The 15,765-nt window shown below is 71.1% G+C and carries 11 protein-coding genes; 5 read left to right on the top strand and 6 right to left on the bottom strand.

Translation table 11 applies throughout. The annotated features are described in order from the left end of the window. The 3 genes from RR49_RS06980 to aceA all read right to left on the bottom strand — a co-directional run. Positions 1-864 (bottom strand): NAD(P)/FAD-dependent oxidoreductase (locus RR49_RS06980; protein WP_157013172.1); only part of this gene is annotated, 864 nt, incomplete at its 3' end. A gap of 115 nt (positions 865-979) precedes the next feature. Further along, complete coding sequence (gene aceB / locus RR49_RS06975; RefSeq protein ID WP_045247337.1) at positions 980-2,641, bottom strand: malate synthase A; 1,662 nt, start codon at positions 2,639-2,641, stop codon at positions 980-982. A gap of 102 nt (positions 2,642-2,743) precedes the next feature. Beyond that, positions 2,744-4,060 (bottom strand): isocitrate lyase, encoded by a 1,317-nt coding sequence (gene aceA / locus RR49_RS06970; RefSeq protein WP_045247336.1) that lies wholly within the window; start codon positions 4,058-4,060, stop codon positions 2,744-2,746. A 144-nt stretch (positions 4,061-4,204) separates the two neighbouring features. Between aceA and RR49_RS06965 the strand changes: the two genes are divergently transcribed. Together RR49_RS06965 and RR49_RS06955 are read left to right on the top strand one after the other, a co-directional pair. Further along, positions 4,205-5,671, top strand: a complete 1,467-nt coding sequence (locus tag RR49_RS06965) for a helix-turn-helix transcriptional regulator (RefSeq protein WP_045247335.1) — start codon at positions 4,205-4,207, stop codon at positions 5,669-5,671. A gap of 117 nt (positions 5,672-5,788) precedes the next feature. Next, a complete protein-coding gene (locus tag RR49_RS06955) occupies positions 5,789-6,538 on the top strand; it encodes a DeoR/GlpR family DNA-binding transcription regulator (RefSeq protein ID WP_048809144.1) in 750 nt (249 codons plus the stop codon). Between the two features lie 5 nt (positions 6,539-6,543). Here RR49_RS06955 and RR49_RS06950 read toward each other — a convergent pair whose 3' ends face one another. The 3 genes from RR49_RS06950 to RR49_RS06940 form a co-directional block, all read right to left on the bottom strand. Next, entirely contained in the window at positions 6,544-8,274 is a 1,731-nt protein-coding gene (locus RR49_RS06950; RefSeq protein WP_045247332.1) for an APC family permease, read from the bottom strand. Positions 8,275-8,429: 155 nt separating this feature from the next. After that, positions 8,430-9,761: an aspartate aminotransferase family protein gene (locus tag RR49_RS06945; protein WP_235557445.1), complete on the bottom strand. Its 1,332-nt coding sequence runs from the start codon at positions 9,759-9,761 to the stop codon at positions 8,430-8,432. Between the two features lie 198 nt (positions 9,762-9,959). Next, entirely contained in the window at positions 9,960-11,525 is a 1,566-nt protein-coding gene (locus RR49_RS06940) for a PucR family transcriptional regulator (protein ID WP_045247331.1), read from the bottom strand. Positions 11,526-11,648: 123 nt separating this feature from the next. Between RR49_RS06940 and gabT the strand changes: the two genes are divergently transcribed. The 3 genes from gabT to RR49_RS06925 are packed head-to-tail and all read left to right on the top strand — an operon-like array spanning position 11,649 to position 15,765. After that, positions 11,649-13,004 carry a 4-aminobutyrate--2-oxoglutarate transaminase gene (gene gabT, locus RR49_RS06935; protein WP_045247330.1) on the top strand — a complete coding sequence of 452 codons (1,356 nt, stop codon included), beginning with the start codon at positions 11,649-11,651 and terminating at the stop codon, positions 13,002-13,004. A 6-nt stretch (positions 13,005-13,010) separates the two neighbouring features. Further along, positions 13,011-14,381, top strand: coding sequence for a flavin monoamine oxidase family protein (locus RR49_RS06930; protein ID WP_045247329.1), 1,371 nt, complete (start codon positions 13,011-13,013; stop codon positions 14,379-14,381). Positions 14,382-14,400: 19 nt separating this feature from the next. Beyond that, positions 14,401-15,765, top strand: a complete 1,365-nt coding sequence (locus tag RR49_RS06925; protein ID WP_045247328.1) for an NAD-dependent succinate-semialdehyde dehydrogenase — start codon at positions 14,401-14,403, stop codon at positions 15,763-15,765.

Below are 15,765 nucleotides of genomic sequence, written 5' to 3'. Positions count from 1 at the left end.
CGCGCTCGCAGCCGCGGGAAGAGCAGGCGTTGCGGCGAGCGCGGCGACGACCGCCTCCGGGTCGACGTCCGCCGGCAGCGGCTCGGTGACGATCATCGACGAGTTCATCGGCAGCCAGGTGCGGTGGGTCGCGGGAAGGCCCGCCGTGAAGCCCTCCGTCGCGCGGATCACGATCGGCGCCCTGACGTCGCCGTGCGCGGTGCGCGCGCGGCCCGGCACGATCTCCTCGACCCGGGTCTGCTCGTAGATCGTCACGCCCCGCCGCTCGACCGCCGCGGCCAGCCCCGCGGCGAGCGCGGCCGGGTCGATGCGCGCGCAGTGCGGATGCCACAGGGACCCGAGCGCCCCGGCGACCCGCACGCGCTCGGCGGTGGCCGCGGCATCCGCCCACTCGAGGTCGGTGTGGGGCCAGGCCGCCTCGGCATCGGCGAACGCGCGCAGCCGCGCGAGCTCGGCGGGCGTGCGCGCGACGGTCAGTTCGCCGCCCTTGTGCGCGCCGATGTCGATGCCCTCACGGGCGGCGACCGCGAGCACCTCGTCGACCGTGTCGTTGAGCGCGCGCTGCTGGGCGATCGCGGCCTCGCGGCCGTGGCTGCGGACGTAGCGCTCGCGGCCGCCCGTCACCGAGTTGGTGAGCCAGCCGCCGTTGCGGCCCGAGGCGCCGTAGCCCGCGAAGCGCTGCTCGATCACCGCGATCCGCAGCGACGGATCGAGGCCCGCGAGCGAGTACGCCGTCCAGAGTCCGGTGTAGCCGGCGCCGACGATGCACACGTCCGCCTCGATCGACCCTGCAAGCGCCGCGCGCGGCGCGGGCGCCCCGCCCCGACGCGCCCACCAGAACGACACCTCACCGTTGCGGGTCATGCCTGCGCTCCCATACCCGCGATCCTAGGCATCCTGCCGGCAGACAGACGGATGCCCCGGGGTGCGGGGCCCCGGGGCATCCGATTTTCGCGCCGCGTCCCCCCGCGGCGCCGTCTCACTCGGTGTCGACGAGGAACCGCGAGTAGGCCACGATCGTCAGGAACGTCGGGAACTCCTCTCGCAGCGCCACCTCGCGGAACACCTCTGCCGCGTCGTCGAACCGGTCGCCGTCGCGGCGGTCGACCTCGCCCAGCACCTGCGCGATGAGCTCCTCGATGTAGGCCACCGTGATGGGGGTGCCGTCCTCGGTCTCACGGTCCTGGTGGATCCACTGCCACACCTGCGAGCGGCTGATCTCGGCGGTCGCCGCATCCTCCATGAGGTTGTCGAGCGCCACCGCGCCCAGGCCCCGCAGCCACGCCTCGATGTAGCGGATCGCCACCGACACGTTGCCGTGGACGCCCGCCGCGGTGATCGGCAGGCCGATGTGCACGTCGAGCAGCTGCGCCGGGGTGACCTCCACGTCGTCGCGCTGGCGCGACACCTGGTTGGGGTTCTCGCCCAGCACGGCGTCGAACTCGGCCTGCGCCACCGGGATCAGGTCGGGGTGGGCGACCCAGGTGCCGTCGAAGCCGTCGCCGGCCTCGCGCTTCTTGTCGGCCGCGACCTTCTCGAACGCGCGCTGCGTCACCTCGGGGTCACGACGGTTCGGGATGAACGCGCTCATGCCGCCGATCGCGAAGGCGCCGCGCTTGTGGCAGGTCTTCACGAGCAGTTCGGTGTAGGCCCGCATGAACGGCACCGTCATCGTCACGTCGCTGCGGTCGGGGAGCACGAAGCGGGCGCCGCGGCCGCGGTAGTTCTTGATGATCGAGAAGATGTAGTCCCAGCGGCCCGCGTTCAGGCCCGCGCAGTGGTCGCGCAGCTCGTAGAGGATCTCCTCCATCTCGAACGCGGCCGGCAGCGTCTCGATCAGAACCGTGGCACGGATGGTGCCGTGCGCGATGCCGAGGTACTCCTCGCTGAAGGTGAAGATGTCGTCCCACAGCTTCGCCTCCTCGCTCGACTCGAGCTTGGCGATGTAGAAGTACGGACCCGAGCCGTTCGCGATCAGCTGCTGCGCGTTGTGGAAGAAGTACAGCCCGAAGTCGACGAGCGACCCGGATGCCGCCATCCCGCGGCCCGTTCGGTCGATGAAGCGGATGTGCTTCTCGACCAGGTGCCAGCCGCGCGGACGCATCACGATCGTCGGGGTGCGCTCGGCGGTGACGCGGTACTCCTTGCCCTCGGGGCTGGTGAACGACAACTGGCCGCGGATCGCGTCGAACAGCGACAGCTGGCCCTCGACGACGTTCTTCCACGTCGGCGAGGTGGCGTCCTCCTGGTCGGCGAGCCACACGCGGGCGCCCGAGTTGAGTGCGTTGATGGTCATCTTGGGGTCGGTCGGACCCGTGATCTCGACGCGGCGGTCCTCGAGGCCGGGTCCGGCACCGGCGACCTTCCAGTCGGGGTTCGCGCGCACGGCGGCGGTGTCGTCGCGGAAGCGCGGGTCGCGGCCGTTGCCGATCTCGAAACGGCGGCGCATGCGGTCGGCGAGCCGGTCGTGGCGGCGTCCCGAGAAGCGGTGGTGGAGCTCGGTGAGGAAGGCGACGGCGTCCGGGGTGAGGATCTCGTCGTAGCGCTCGCCGAGGCGGCCCGTGATCTCGATCGCGGGACCCGCGTGGGTCGTGGGGGTGGAGTTCGTCGTGGGCGCGATGCCCGTGGCGGTGGGAGTCATTGGCCCGTTCTTCCTAGGAGATGTTCTGTCAGGGGGTGTGGGGGATGCCCCGGGGCGCGAGGTGTGCCCCGGCCCCGAGGCATCCGATGACGCTGTCGCGGATCAGTGGAACTGCTCGGACTCGGTCGACCCGACCAGCGCGAGGGTGGCGCTGTCGGGGTTCAGCGCGGTCGACACGAAGTCGAAGTAGCCGGTGCCGGCCTCGCGCTGGTGCTTGGTGGCGGTGTAGCCGTCGTCCTCGGCGGCGAACTCGCGCTCCTGCAGCTCGACGTAGGCGCTCATCGCGCGCTCGGCGTAGCCGCGGGCGAGGTCGAACATCGAGTAGTTGAGGGCGTGGAAGCCGGCGAGGGTGATGAACTGGAACTTGTAGCCGAGGTCGGCGAGCTCCTGCTGGAAGGTCGCGATCTGCTCGTCGTTCAGGTGACGCTTCCAGTTGAAGCTCGGCGAGCAGTTGTACGCGAGCATCTTGCCCGGGAACTCTGCGTGGATCGCGGCCGCGAACTCGCGTGCCAGCTCGATGTCGGGCTCGCCGGTCTCGACCCAGATCAGGTCGGCGTACGGGGCGAAGGCGAGGCCGCGGGCGATGACCGGCTCGATGCCGGCGCGGACGCGGTAGAAGCCCTCGGTGGTGCGCTCGCCGGTCGTGAACTCCTGGTCGCGGGGGTCGACGTCGCTCGTGAGCAGGTCGGCGGCGAGCGAGTCGGTGCGCGCGATGATCACGGTCGGCACGCCCGCGACGTCGGCCGCGAGGCGGGCCGCGTTGAGGGTGCGGATGTGCTGCTGGATCGGCACGAGCACCTTGCCGCCGAGGTGGCCGCACTTCTTCTCGCTGGCCAGCTGGTCCTCCCAGTGGATGCCGGCGGCGCCGGCCTGGATGAGTGACTGGGCGAGCTCGTACGCGTTCAGCGGGCCGCCGAAGCCGGCCTCGGCGTCGGCGACGATGGGGGCGAGCCAGTCCTGGGTGATCGTGCCCTCGGCGTGCTCGATCTGGTCCTGACGCAGCAGCGCGTTGTTGATGCGGCGCACGACCGACGGAACCGAGTTGGCGGGGTAGAGGCTCTGGTCGGGGTAGGTCTGGCCGGCGAGGTTGCCGTCGGCGGCGACCTGCCACCCGGAGAGGTAGATGGCCTTCAGGCCCGCGCGCACCTGCTGCACGGCCTGGCCGCCGGTGTACGCGCCGAGGGCGCGGATGTAGTCCTCGGTGTGGAGCAGGTTCCACAGGTTCTCGGCACCGCGGCGGGCGAGGGTGCTCTCCTCGCGCAGCGAGCCGCGCAGACGGACGACGTCCTCGGCGGTGTACGTGCGCTCGATGCCGTCCCAGCGGGGGTCGGTGTCCCAGATCTCCTGCAGCTCGGCTGCGGTCTGCGTCTGGTCGCCGGCGCGAAGCGGCGGCTGTCCGGGCGTGGCCTGAATCGTCATGGCGGTCTCCTTCATCGGATGCCGGGTCCGTCGGTGGACCGGCAGGTCGTCGTGAGACCACTATCCGTGAAGTTCAAGAGCGAACCCTGCGATTTTCGGAGTGAAGATTGCAAAAAATTCACTCTTCGTGACAGACTGCGTGGCATGACGCTCGCGGAAACTCCCACCGAAACTGACGTCGAGGCCGACGCGCTGACGATCGGCCGACGCATCCGTCAGCTGCGCACGAAGCAGGGGCTCACCCTCGAGGCGCTCGCCGAGGCGGTCGAACGCGCCCCCAGCCAGCTGTCCATGATCGAGACCGGCAAACGCGAGCCCAAGCTCACCCTGCTGCGCGCGATCGCGAAGGCGCTCGGCACCTCCATCGACGCGCTGCTCGAGGCCGAGACGCTCGACGAGCGCGCCACCCTCGAGGTCTCCCTCGAGCGCGCCATGAAGGGGCAGACCTTCCAGGCGCTCGGTATCTCGCCCTTCCGCATCGGCAAGACCGTGCCCGACGAGGCGCTGAAGGCCATGCTCGCCCTCCAGCACGAGATCGAGCGGCTCCGCGACGAGCGCGCCGCCACCCCCGAGGAGGCCCGGCGCGCGAACGTGGAGCTGCGCCATCTCATGCGCGGGCAGAACAACTACTTCCCCGAGCTCGAACGGCAGGCCCGCGACATCCTCGATGCCGTGCACCACCCGGGCGGCCCCCTCACCCAGCGCACCACGAGCGACATCGCCGCCCACCTCGGGTTCACGCTCCACTACGTGCCCGACCTGCCGCAGACCACCCGCAGCGTCGCCGACCTCAAGAACGGGCGGCTCTACCTCTCCAGCAAGCTCACGCAGAAGGGCGACTCGCGCACCGCGGTGCTGCAGGCGCTCTCGAGCCGCATCCTCGGGCACACCGAACCCGCCAGCTACGCGGACTTCCTGCGTCAGCGGGTCGAGACGAACTACCTCACCGGCGCACTGCTCATTCCCGAGGCCCACGCCGTGCCGTTCCTCGGCGAGGCGAAGACGCGCAAGGCCATCTCGATCGAGGACCTCCGCGACGCCTACTCGGTCTCGTACGAGACCGCCGCGCACCGGTTCACCAACCTCGCCACGGTGCACCTCGGCATCCCGGTGCACTTCCTCAAGGTGCACGAGTCGGGCACGATCACGAAGTCCTACGAGAACGACGACGTGAACTTCCCGACCGACCGGCTGGGGGCCACCGAGGGCCAGATGTGCTGCCGTCGCTGGACGAGCCGGGTCGTCTTCGACGTCGACGACCGCTTCAACCCGTACTACCAGTACACCGACACCGGCAACGGCACCTACTGGTGCACGGCCCGTGTCGAGAACTCCAGCGAGGGGCAGCACTCGGTGAGCGTCGGGGTGCGCTTCGACGACACGAAGTGGTTCCTCGGACGGGACACCCCCAATCGGGGCGTCTCGAAGCACTCGGTCGAGGTGTGCTGCCGCCGCGCACCGGTCGAGCTCGAAGCCCAATGGCGCGAGAACGCGTGGCCGAACGTGCGCACCCCGCGCACCCTGCTCGCCACCCTCCCGACCGGAGCCTTCCCCGGGGTCGACACGACGGAGGTCTACGAGTTCCTCGAGACCCACGCGCCGCGCGACTGACATCGCCGCGTCGACGTTGAGCATTCGCACGGCCGGCCGATAGGCGCACGGGCGCCGGGTGTGACAGTCTTCTCACACTCGCCCGGAACCCGATCCGCGGCGGGATGGAGGACGACGATGGATGTCGCGGAGCGCCGTTCGGCGATCGTGTCGCGCGTCGCATCGACCGGCGACGTCGAACTCGCCGGTCTGGCGGCGGAGCTGGGTGTGAGTGCGATGACGCTGCGGCGCGACATCGAGGCGCTGCGCAGCGCAGGGGCCATTCCGCGCCGCGCGTCCGCCCCACGGCCCGAGGGTCGCACCGCCGACGTTCCCGGAGTGCACCTCGATCGTGCCGCCCCGCTCGCCGAGGCTGTGGTCGCCGTGCTCGAACCCGGATCCACCGTCATGATCGCGGGGGGCGCCATCGGCCACGGCGTGGCGCGCACCCTCATCGGGCGGGGCCTCGGGCTCACGATCGTCACCCCGTCGCCCGACGTCGCGCTGGTGCTCGCCGCCGACCCGGACACCACCGTGGTCATCGCGGGGGGTCTGCTGCGCGGCGGGGCCGGCATCGCGGTCGGAGCCGACGCCGAGCGTGTCGTTCGCCGCTACAACTACGACACGGCGGTGATCGACGCCGAGGGACTCGACGCCGTCCGGGGTGTCACGGCCGCCGATGCGGACGTCGCCGAGATCCTGCGCGCCGGCATCGACATCGCGCGACGGGTCGTCGTCGGCGCGAGCGCCGCGAGTCTCGGGGTCGTCAACCAGCTCAATGTGACGGCGCCCGAGAACCTCGCCCTCGTCGTCACCGACGCGGGCGCGCAGCATCCCGAGGTCGACGCCCTCGCCGCATCGGGCATCGAGGTCGTCGCCCTCGGGTGAGCGCCTCAGACGGTCGGGTCGCCCTTGCGTGACTTGGACCGTCGGTACTCGATGCCGGTGGTCTCGTCGATCGCGATGCGACCGGTCGGCAGGTTCGACAGGTCGGGCGAGATGACGGTGGGCTCGCGGCCCGAGTCCGGCAGGCCGAACGTGTGTCCCTCGTCGACGCCTTCGAGCACCAGCACGGCCTGCGCGCGGCCGAGGGTGCGTCCGACGAAGTAGTCGGGCGACACGATCCACCAGACGATCATGAGCACGACGCCCACCAGGATCGCGCCCACACCGACGACGGCCACCATGCCGATCCCGAAGAACTCGACGTTGTTGCCGTCGGCGTCCTGGAGCCAGTCGGGCTGGGCGAACTGGATGAGTCCGTAGACGAACGCGACCGCGAGGATCCCGCCGCCCGCGAGGGGAACGAGCCCGCGCATGACGAAGTTCCGCACGCTCGAGAACAGGGTGCGGCGGTAGAACCAGACGCATGCGAAGCCGGTGAGTCCGTAGTAGAAGGCGATCATGAGGCCGACCGAGCCGATGAGGGCGGTGAGCAGGTTCGGCGAGATCACGGTGAACAGCACGTAGAAGGCGATGGATGCCACGCCCATCCCGATGGTCGCCCAGGTCGGCGTGAGGAACTTCGGGTGGATGCGTGCGAAGCGCGTCGGGATCGCCTTGAACGCCGCCATCGACAGCGCGGTGCGGGCTGTCGGCAGGATCGTCGTCTGCGTGGAGGCGGAGGCCGAGGTGAGGATCGAGAACGCGAGGAGCGCGACCGCCGCCTGGCCCCAGAAGCTGTTGCCGAACAGGGTCGGCGCGATGGCCGAGAAGACGTCCGCCGCGTTCGACTCCACGCCGAGGCCGATCCCGTCGGTGCCGACGCCCGCGAACGCGATCGCCGCGACCGAGACGAGGGCGTAGGTGACGAGCAGGAGGAGGGTCGAGATGATCGCCGAGCGACCGGGGGTCTTCTTCGGGTTGGCGGTCTCCTCGTTGAGGGAGACCGCGGTGTCCCAGCCCCAGTAGATGAAGATCGCCGTGAGCATGGCCGGCGCGACGACGGTGCCGAAGTCGAGACCGCCGGGCCACAGCCAGCTGAGCGAGGGGGTGAGGGAGCCGTCGACGCCGTTGCCGCTGTAGACGCGGGTGAGGGCGACGACGGAGAAGAGCACCAACACCACGAGCTCGATGCCGAGCAGGGCGTACTGCAGACGCGCCGAGACCTCGACGCCGAGGTAGCAGATGCCGGTCATGATGACGATCCAGGCGACGCCCGCGACGGTCGACCAGAGCGTGTCGCTCGAGAGCGCCGTGATGTCGCCGTCCTGGGTGATGGTGCCGACGAACGTGAATCCGTACGAGCCCGCCACCTGGGCGAGGTTGGCCATCACGATCACGTCGGCCGCGATGATGCCCCAGCCGCCGAGCCACCCGGCGACGGAGCCGAAGGCGCGCGCCGCCCACGTGAAGGTGGTGCCGCAGTCGGGCTCGGCCTTGTTCAGCTCGCCGTACGCGACGGCGATCATCCACATGGGGATGAACGCGAGCAGCATGATCGCGGGCGCCTTGACGCCGGCGAGCACGGCGCCGCCGCTGGCGACCACGAAGCCGAGGCTCGCCGCCAGGCTGTACGCCGGCGCCGTGGAGGACATGCCGATGACGACGCTTCCGACGAGACCGACAGCCCCCTTTCGCAGGCCTTTGTCTTCTGATCCGGATGTGGGGGCTGTGACGGTCATGTTCGCCTCCGCGCGAGGTGTGATGGATGGATGCGGAGACTCGGTCGGACGCAGGCCCCCAGCGGCCGCCGACCGGGTCGGTGTGTCGTTTCTCTGTTGAGGCCGGCGGCCTCGGTGGATCTGTCGGTGCGGTGGGGTCTTGTGGCCCCGGTGGATCAGATGAGGTTGCCGGCCTCCGTGAGCACGTCACGGAGGATGCCGGTGATCTCGCGGAACTCGCTCGGGCCGATGGTCAGCGGCGGGGCGAGCTGGATGACCGGGTCGCCCCGGTCGTCGGCGCGGCAGTACAGGCCCGCGTCGAACAGCGCCGACGAGAGGAATCCGCGCAGCAGGCGCTCGGACTCGGCCTCGTCGAAGGTCTCTTTGGTGGTCTTGTCCTTCACGAGCTCGATGCCGTAGAAGTAGCCGTCGCCGCGCACGTCGCCCACGATCGGAAGGTCGTGCAGCGTCTCGAGCTCGGCGCGGAACAGCGGCGCGTGGGTCTGCACGTTCTGCAGCAGCCCCTCCTCCTCGAAGATGTCGAGGTTCTCGAGCGCGACCGCGCACGAGACCGGGTGTCCGCCGAAGGTGTAGCCGTGCAGGAACGTCGTATCGCCGTGGGCGAAGGGCTCGAAGACGCGGTCGCTGACGATCGTGGCTCCGAGCGGCGCGTAGCCGCTGGTCAGCGCCTTGGCGCACGTGATCATGTCGGGCTCGTAGCCGTAGTGCTCGCAGGCGAACATCGTGCCGATGCGCCCGAACGCGCAGATCACTTCGTCCGAGACCAGGAGCACGTCGAGTTCGTCGCAGATCTCGCGCACCCGCTGGAAGTAGCCGGGCGGGGGAGTGAAGCATCCGCCCGCGTTCTGCACCGGCTCGAGGAAGACGGCCGCGACCGTCTCCGGCCCCTCGAAGAGAATGGCCTCGCGGATGCGCTCGGCGGCCCAGATGCCGAACGCGGCCTCGTCGGGTCCGGTGAAGCCCATCTCGCCGGCGCGGTACCAGTTGGTGTTGGGCACGCGGAATCCGCCGGGGGTGAGAGGTTCGAACGGCGCCTTCATGGCGGGAATGCCGGTGATGGCGAGGGCGCCCTGCGGGGTGCCGTGGTAGGCGATGGCGCGGGAGATGACCTTGTGCTTGCCGGGCTTGCCCTGCAGCTTCCAGTACTGCTTCGCGAGCTTGAACGCCGTCTCGACGGCCTCGCCGCCGCCGGAGGAGAAGAACACGCGATTGAGGTCGCCCGGGGCGTAGTCGGCGAGTCGGGCCGCGAGCTCGATCGCGGCCGGGTGGGCGTAGGACCACAGCGGGAAGAAGGCGAGCGATTCGGCCTGCTGGGCGCCGATCTCGGCGAGGCGACGACGGCCGTGCCCGGCGGCGACGACGAAGAGTCCGGCGAGTCCGTCGATGTACTCGCGGCCGTGGCTGTCCCACACGCGGTGGCCCTCGCCGCGCACCATGATCGGCACCGGCGCGCCCGCCTGGTTGGCGCCGTGGCGGGCGAAGTGCATCCACAGGTGGTCGCGGCTCTTGCGTTGCAGGTCGTCGTTGTCGAACGGGCCCGACGGGGAGTACCCGCGGGACGCCAGGGCAGGGGGTGCCGAATGCTGACCGGTCATGCCGGAGACGCTAACGGGTGCGACCCCGCATGACAAGGAAAAACGTCGTTGCGGATGTATTTCGCGACGGTTTCGGTTGTCTGAGTAGTTCTATTCAGCGGATAGCGAAGTATTCGAGATCGATGGCGCGCCCGTCAGCTCCATGGCGACCCACAGCTCGCTGCGCGCGGCGAACCCCGACAGATCCCGCCCGAGCACGTGCTCGGCCAGGGCCACCCGCGCGCGCACCGTGTGGCGGTGCACGCCCAGCAGGCGGGCGGATGCCTCGTGCCCCCCGTCATGCGCGAGCCACACCCGCAACGTCGTGACCAGCTCGGTGCCGTGGGCCGCGTCGTGGGCGACGAGCGGCGCCAGCGTGGCGTCGGCGAGGCGCCGCGCATCGGGCGTCGCGACGTGCGGGAGCAGTCCCACGTCCGCGACGATCTCGAACCGGCGCACGCGTCCCGTGCCGCGCTCCAGGGCGAGGCGCGCGCGGGACAGGGCGGTCGCAAGGTCGTCGTCCGGTACGGCGGCGACACCCACCCGGAGGTCGAAGGCCTCCGCGAGGTCGGCGGCCACGCGCTCGCCGCCGGTTCCCGCGAGCACGACGATCTGGTCGTCGTCGCGTCCGTAGAACACCTCGACCCCCGGTTCGTCGGCCCGCACGTCGAGCCAGTCGAAGATCGCGGCGCGACGGGAGGAGGCGGCATCCGTCACGGCCACGGTGCGATCGCCGCCCGGCAACGCGCCCCAGACGTCGCGCGCGATGCGGCGGGCGAGGGTGAGATCTCCCGCGAGAAGAGCCTGCAGCACGCCGCGCCGCAGCGCGCCGTAGCCGCGGTCCAGACGCTGGCGCTGCTCGAGTGCGAGGCCGGCCAGCGCCACGACGGCGGTCACGAGTCCGCGTTCCTCCTGGTCGAGGTGCGTCGCGGCGATCACGAGTGCGCCGCGGAGGCGTCCGGTGCGACCGAGGGTCTGCAGGCTGAAGGAGCCGGATGCCGCGTGCAGGGCCGATCCCGTGTTGGCGCCGCGCCGCAGGAGCGTCTGCACCTCGTCGGTGAGTGCCTCGGCGGCCTCGGACGTGAGAGCGTCGACCGGGTGGGCGTGGGTGAGCGCGCCGGAGGCGTCGAACAGGCCGACCCAGGTGCCGAGCTGCTTGGCCAGCTCGTCCACGATCGCGCCGAGTCCGCCGGGCCGCAGTGCCGCGAGGGAGATCGCCCGCTGCGCGGCGAGGGCCCAGCTGCGACGGGCGTATGCCTGGGCGGCGATCGCCTCGGCGTTCGCGCGGGCGACCGCGATGAAGGGGGTGCGGTAGGGCACTTCGACGAGCGGGAGTCCTGCCTCGCGACAGGCCGCCGCGAGCTCGGGCGGGATGCCGGCGCGCACGACCTCGGTGCCGAAGCCGACGGCGACGACTCCGCGGGAGGAGAGTCGTTCGACGTACGCCACGTACTCGTCGGGCTCCGCGGCCGTCGCGAGGAACTGCGTGCCGGTCGTCAGCAGCGCGAGCCCCTCGGACAGGAAGGGTGTGGGGTCGAGCAGGTCCGAGCTGTGCACCCATCGCAGCTCCGCATCAAGCGCGCCCGCCGGCAGCGCCTCTTCGGGCGTCTCGAGCCGCAGGCGCAGCTCGGTGCGCGCCAGCAGCGCGCGCAGGGTCGGGACGTGCGGCTCGGCCATGGGGTCCTCGGCGTTCGGGCGGCGGTGGCGGCATCCGGTCTGTACGGGATGGATGCCGTGATCGTTCCCGTTATACACGCCGTCGAGTGGTGGTCGTCAGTGTCGGCGGCTAGCGTCGCCGGCATGAGCACCGCCGACACCCTCACCGTCCCGCTGGGCGGCCCCGCGCTTCCGCAGGAGCGCCGCCTCGTCACCGCGATCCCGGGCCCGCGGTCGCAGCAGCTCCTCGAGCGCAAGGCCGCAGCCGTGCCGGCGGGCGTCGGGCACACCGCCCCCATCCACGCGGTCGCCGCCGGCGGCGGCGTCGTGGTCGACGCCGACGGCAACTCCCTCATCGACCTCGGTTCGGGCATCGCGGTCACCACGGTCGGCAACAGCCACCCGGCGGTGGTCGCCGCCGTCGCGCAGCAGGCCGCGCAGTTCACCCACACCTGCTTCATGATCTCGCCGTACGACTCCTACGTCGCCGTCGCCGAAGCGCTCAACCGGCTGACGCCCGGCGATCACGAGAAGAAGACCGCGCTGTTCAACTCCGGCGCCGAGGCGGTCGAGAACGCGGTCAAGATCGCGCGCAAGTTCACCGGGCGGCCGGCCGTCGTCGCATTCGACCACGCGTACCACGGGCGCACGAACCTCACCATGGGCCTCACCGCGAAGGCCATGCCGTACAAGCTCGGCTTCGGCCCGTTCGCGGGCGAGATCTACCGGGCGCCGCTGTCGTACCCCTTCCGCGACGGACTGTCGGGTCCGGATGCCGCGGCCCGCGCGATCGCGATGATCGAGAAGCAGATCGGCGCGTCGCAGGTCGCTGCCGTGCTGATCGAGCCGATCCAGGGAGAGGGCGGGTTCATCGTTCCCGCCGACGGCTTCCTGCCCGCGCTCGCCGACTGGTGCCGCCAGAACGGCGTCGTCTTCATCGCCGACGAGGTGCAGACCGGCTTCGCCCGCACCGGCGCGATGTTCGCGAGCGAGCTGTTCGATGTCGTCCCCGATCTCGTGACGACCGCCAAGGGCATCGCCGCGGGCCTCCCGCTCGCCGCCGTCACGGGGCGCGCCGAGATCATGGATGCCTCGCACGCCGGGGGCCTGGGCGGCACCTACGGCGGCAACCCGATCGCCTGCGCCGCGGCACTCGCCGCGATCGACGTGTACGAGAGCGACGACCTCGCCGGCCGTGCCCGTGATCTGGGTGAGGTGCTCGTGGCCCGCCTCGAGGCGCTGCGGGCGGCCGATGCCCGCATCGGCGACGTGCGCGGACGTGGCGCGATGATCGCGGCCGAGTTCGTCGACCCCGCGACCGGCGCGCCCGATGCGACGCTCGCCGCCGCCGTCGCGAAAGCGTCGATCGCCGAAGGCGTCATCGTGCTCACGTGCGGCACCTACGGCAATGTCATCCGCTTCCTCCCGCCGCTGTCGATCCCGGACACCCTCGTGCACGAGGCGTTCGACGTCATCGGCGCGGCCCTCGCGGCGAACTGAGCGCCGATGACCTCGATCACGAAGGACGTCGTCGTCATCGGCGCGGGCGCGGCGGGTCTCACCGCCGCCCATGAGCTGCGCCGCCAGGGGCTGTCGGTGGCGGTGCTCGAGGCCCGCGACCGCGTCGGCGGGCGGCTGTGGACCGACACGGTCGACGGCGCGGTGCTCGAGATCGGCGGCCAGTGGGTATCGCCCGATCAGACCGCGCTGCTCGAGACGCTCGACGAGCTGGGGCTCGAGACCTATCCACGCTACCGAGAGGGCGACAGCCTCTATCGCGGCCGCGACGGCGAGCTGCGCCGGTTCACCGGCGAGCTGTTCCCGGTCTCCGAGGAGACGGCGGCGGCGATGACCGCGCTCATCGCACGCCTCGATGCGCTCACCGCCGAGATCGACCCGGACGCCCCGTGGGCGCACCCCGACGCGGTCGCGCTCGACACGATCTCGTTCGAGGCGTGGCTGCGCGCACAGTCCTCTGATGCCGAGGCGGTCGACAACATCGCCCTCTACGTCGCGGCGGCGATGCTCACCAAGCCCGCCCATGCGTTCTCCGCCCTGCAGGCGCTGCTCATGGCTGCGAGCGCCGGGAGCTTCTCGCACCTCGTCGACGCGGACTACATCCTCGACCGCCGCGTGATCGGCGGACTCCAGCAGGTGCCGCTGCTGCTCGCCGAGCGCCTCGGCGCAGATGTGCACCTGGGTGCCCCGGTGCACCGTCTGGCATGGAGTGACGGCGGGGTGGTGGCATCCGCCCCGGACCTCGAGGTGCACGCACGGTTCGCGGTGCTGGCCCTCGCTCCCACGCTGTTCGAGCGCATCGGCTTCGAGCCGCCGCTGCCCCGGCTGCAGCAGCAGCTGCACCAGCACCTCTCCATGGGGTTCGTGATCAAGGTGCACGCGGTCTACGACCGGCCGTTCTGGCGCGAGGCGGGCCTGTCGGGCACGGCGTTCAGCCCGTACGAGCTCGTGCACGAGGCCTACGACAACACCACCCACGGTGAGAGCCGCGGCACCCTCGTCGGGTTCGTGTCCGACCAGCGCGCCGACGACGTGTTCACCCTCGACGCCGACGAGCGGCGCACCCGTATCCTCGACGCCCTCGCCCGTTACTACGGCGACGAGGCGCGGCATCCCGTCGTCTACTTCGAGAGCGACTGGGGGAGCGAGGAGTGGACGCGCGGTGCCTACGCGGCGAGCTTCGACCTCGGCGGCCTGCACCGCTACGGTCCGCACCTGCGTGCGCCGATCGGACCCGTCCACCTCGCGTGCAGCGACATGGCGGGCGCCGGCTACCAGCACGTCGACGGGGCGATCCGCATGGGTCGCGCCGCCGCCGCCGACATCCTGACCGCGGCCCGCCGGGCCGCCGCCGACTGACCACCACCGAGGAGAGCCCATGAGCGAGTACGCCGTCGTCAACCCCGCCACCGGCGAGACCCTGGCCACCTACGACACCCTCACCGACACCGAGCTGGCCGCGAAGGTCGCCGCCGCGGATGCCGCCTACCGCGCCTGGCGCCTCGCGCCCGTGGCGGAGCGGGCGGCCGCGATCCGGCGGGTGGCCGAGCTCCACCGTGAGCGTCGCGACGAGCTGTCGGCGCTGATCGTGCGCGAGATGGGCAAGCCTCTCGCCGCGGCGGAGGGCGAGGTCGACTTCGCCGCCGACATCACCGAGTTCTACGCCGACAATGCCGGGCGGATCACCGCCGACCAGCCGATCGACATCCTCGGCGAGGGCACCGCGGTGATCCGCAAGGCGCCGATCGGCGTGCTGCTGGGCATCATGCCGTGGAACTTCCCGGCCTATCAGGTCGCGCGCTTCGCCGCACCGAACCTGGTGCTCGGAAACACCATCCTGCTCAAGCACGCTCCGCAGTGCCCCGAGTCGTCGGCCGCGATCGAGCGCATCTACCACGACGCCGGCGTGCCGGTCGGCGGATACACCAACCTCTACATCACCAACGACCAGGCGGCGACCGTCATCGCCGACCCGCGGGTGCAGGGCGTCTCGGTCACGGGATCCGAGCGGGCGGGTGCCGCGGTGGCGGAGATCGCCGGACGGAACCTCAAGAAGGTCGCGCTCGAGCTCGGCGGCTCCGATCCGTTCATCCTGCTCTCGACCGACGACCTCGACGGTGCCGTGAGCGCCGCGGTCGAGGCGCGCCTGGACAACACCGGGCAGTCGTGCAACGCGGCCAAGCGTTTCATCGTGGTCGACGGTCTCTACGACGCGTTCGTCGAGAAGTTCACGGCTGCGATGACCGCGGCGACGGTCGGCGATCCGTTCGCCGAGGACACCGTGCTGGGCCCGCTCTCGTCGCTCGCCGCGGCGGAGCGCCTGGCCGCCCAGGTCGACCACGCGGTCGCCCAGGGTGCGACGCTGGTGGCCGGCGGCACGCGCGACGGCGCCTTCTACGCGCCGACCGTGCTCACCGATGTCACCAGCGACATGGACGTCTACCGCGAGGAGCTCTTCGGCCCCGTCGGCGTCGTCTACCGCGTCGCCGGCGAGGACGAGGCCGTCGCGATCGCGAACGACACGTCGTTCGGCCTCGGCTCCTACGTCTTCACGACCGACCCGGCGCAGGCCGAGCGCGTCGCCGACGCCATCGATGCCGGCATGGTCTACGTGAACCTCGTGCTCGCGGACAGCCCCGAGCTGCCCTTCGGCGGCGTCAAGCGCAGCGGCACCTCCCGCGAGATGGGTCTGCTCGCCGCCGACGAGTTCGTCAACAAGAAGCTCGTCCGCGTCGCCGGCTGA

Source organism: Microbacterium ginsengisoli (assembly GCF_000956535.1).
GTDB classification, from domain to species: domain Bacteria; phylum Actinomycetota; class Actinomycetes; order Actinomycetales; family Microbacteriaceae; genus Microbacterium; species Microbacterium ginsengisoli.
The sequence above is the reverse complement of the archived record's forward strand: the minus strand, read 5'-3'. Positions and strand labels throughout refer to the sequence as shown.

Bases quoted from the DNA above. Each gene is read 5' to 3' on its own strand.
- aceB (WP_045247337.1), bottom strand. From the start codon at position 2,641: ATGACTCCCACCGCCACGGGCATCGCGCCCACGACGAACTCCACCCCC.
- aceA (WP_045247336.1), bottom strand. From the start codon at position 4,060: ATGACGATTCAGGCCACGCCCGGACAGCCGCCGCTTCGCGCCGGCGAC.
- RR49_RS06965 (WP_045247335.1), top strand. From the start codon at position 4,205: ATGACGCTCGCGGAAACTCCCACCGAAACTGACGTCGAGGCCGACGCG.
- RR49_RS06955 (WP_048809144.1), top strand. From the start codon at position 5,789: ATGGATGTCGCGGAGCGCCGTTCGGCGATCGTGTCGCGCGTCGCATCG.
- RR49_RS06950 (WP_045247332.1), bottom strand. From the start codon at position 8,274: ATGACCGTCACAGCCCCCACATCCGGATCAGAAGACAAAGGCCTGCGA.
- RR49_RS06945 (WP_235557445.1), bottom strand. From the start codon at position 9,761: ATGCACTTCGCCCGCCACGGCGCCAACCAGGCGGGCGCGCCGGTGCCG.
- RR49_RS06940 (WP_045247331.1), bottom strand. From the start codon at position 11,525: ATGGCCGAGCCGCACGTCCCGACCCTGCGCGCGCTGCTGGCGCGCACC.
- gabT (WP_045247330.1), top strand. From the start codon at position 11,649: ATGAGCACCGCCGACACCCTCACCGTCCCGCTGGGCGGCCCCGCGCTT.
- RR49_RS06930 (WP_045247329.1), top strand. From the start codon at position 13,011: ATGACCTCGATCACGAAGGACGTCGTCGTCATCGGCGCGGGCGCGGCG.
- RR49_RS06925 (WP_045247328.1), top strand. From the start codon at position 14,401: ATGAGCGAGTACGCCGTCGTCAACCCCGCCACCGGCGAGACCCTGGCC.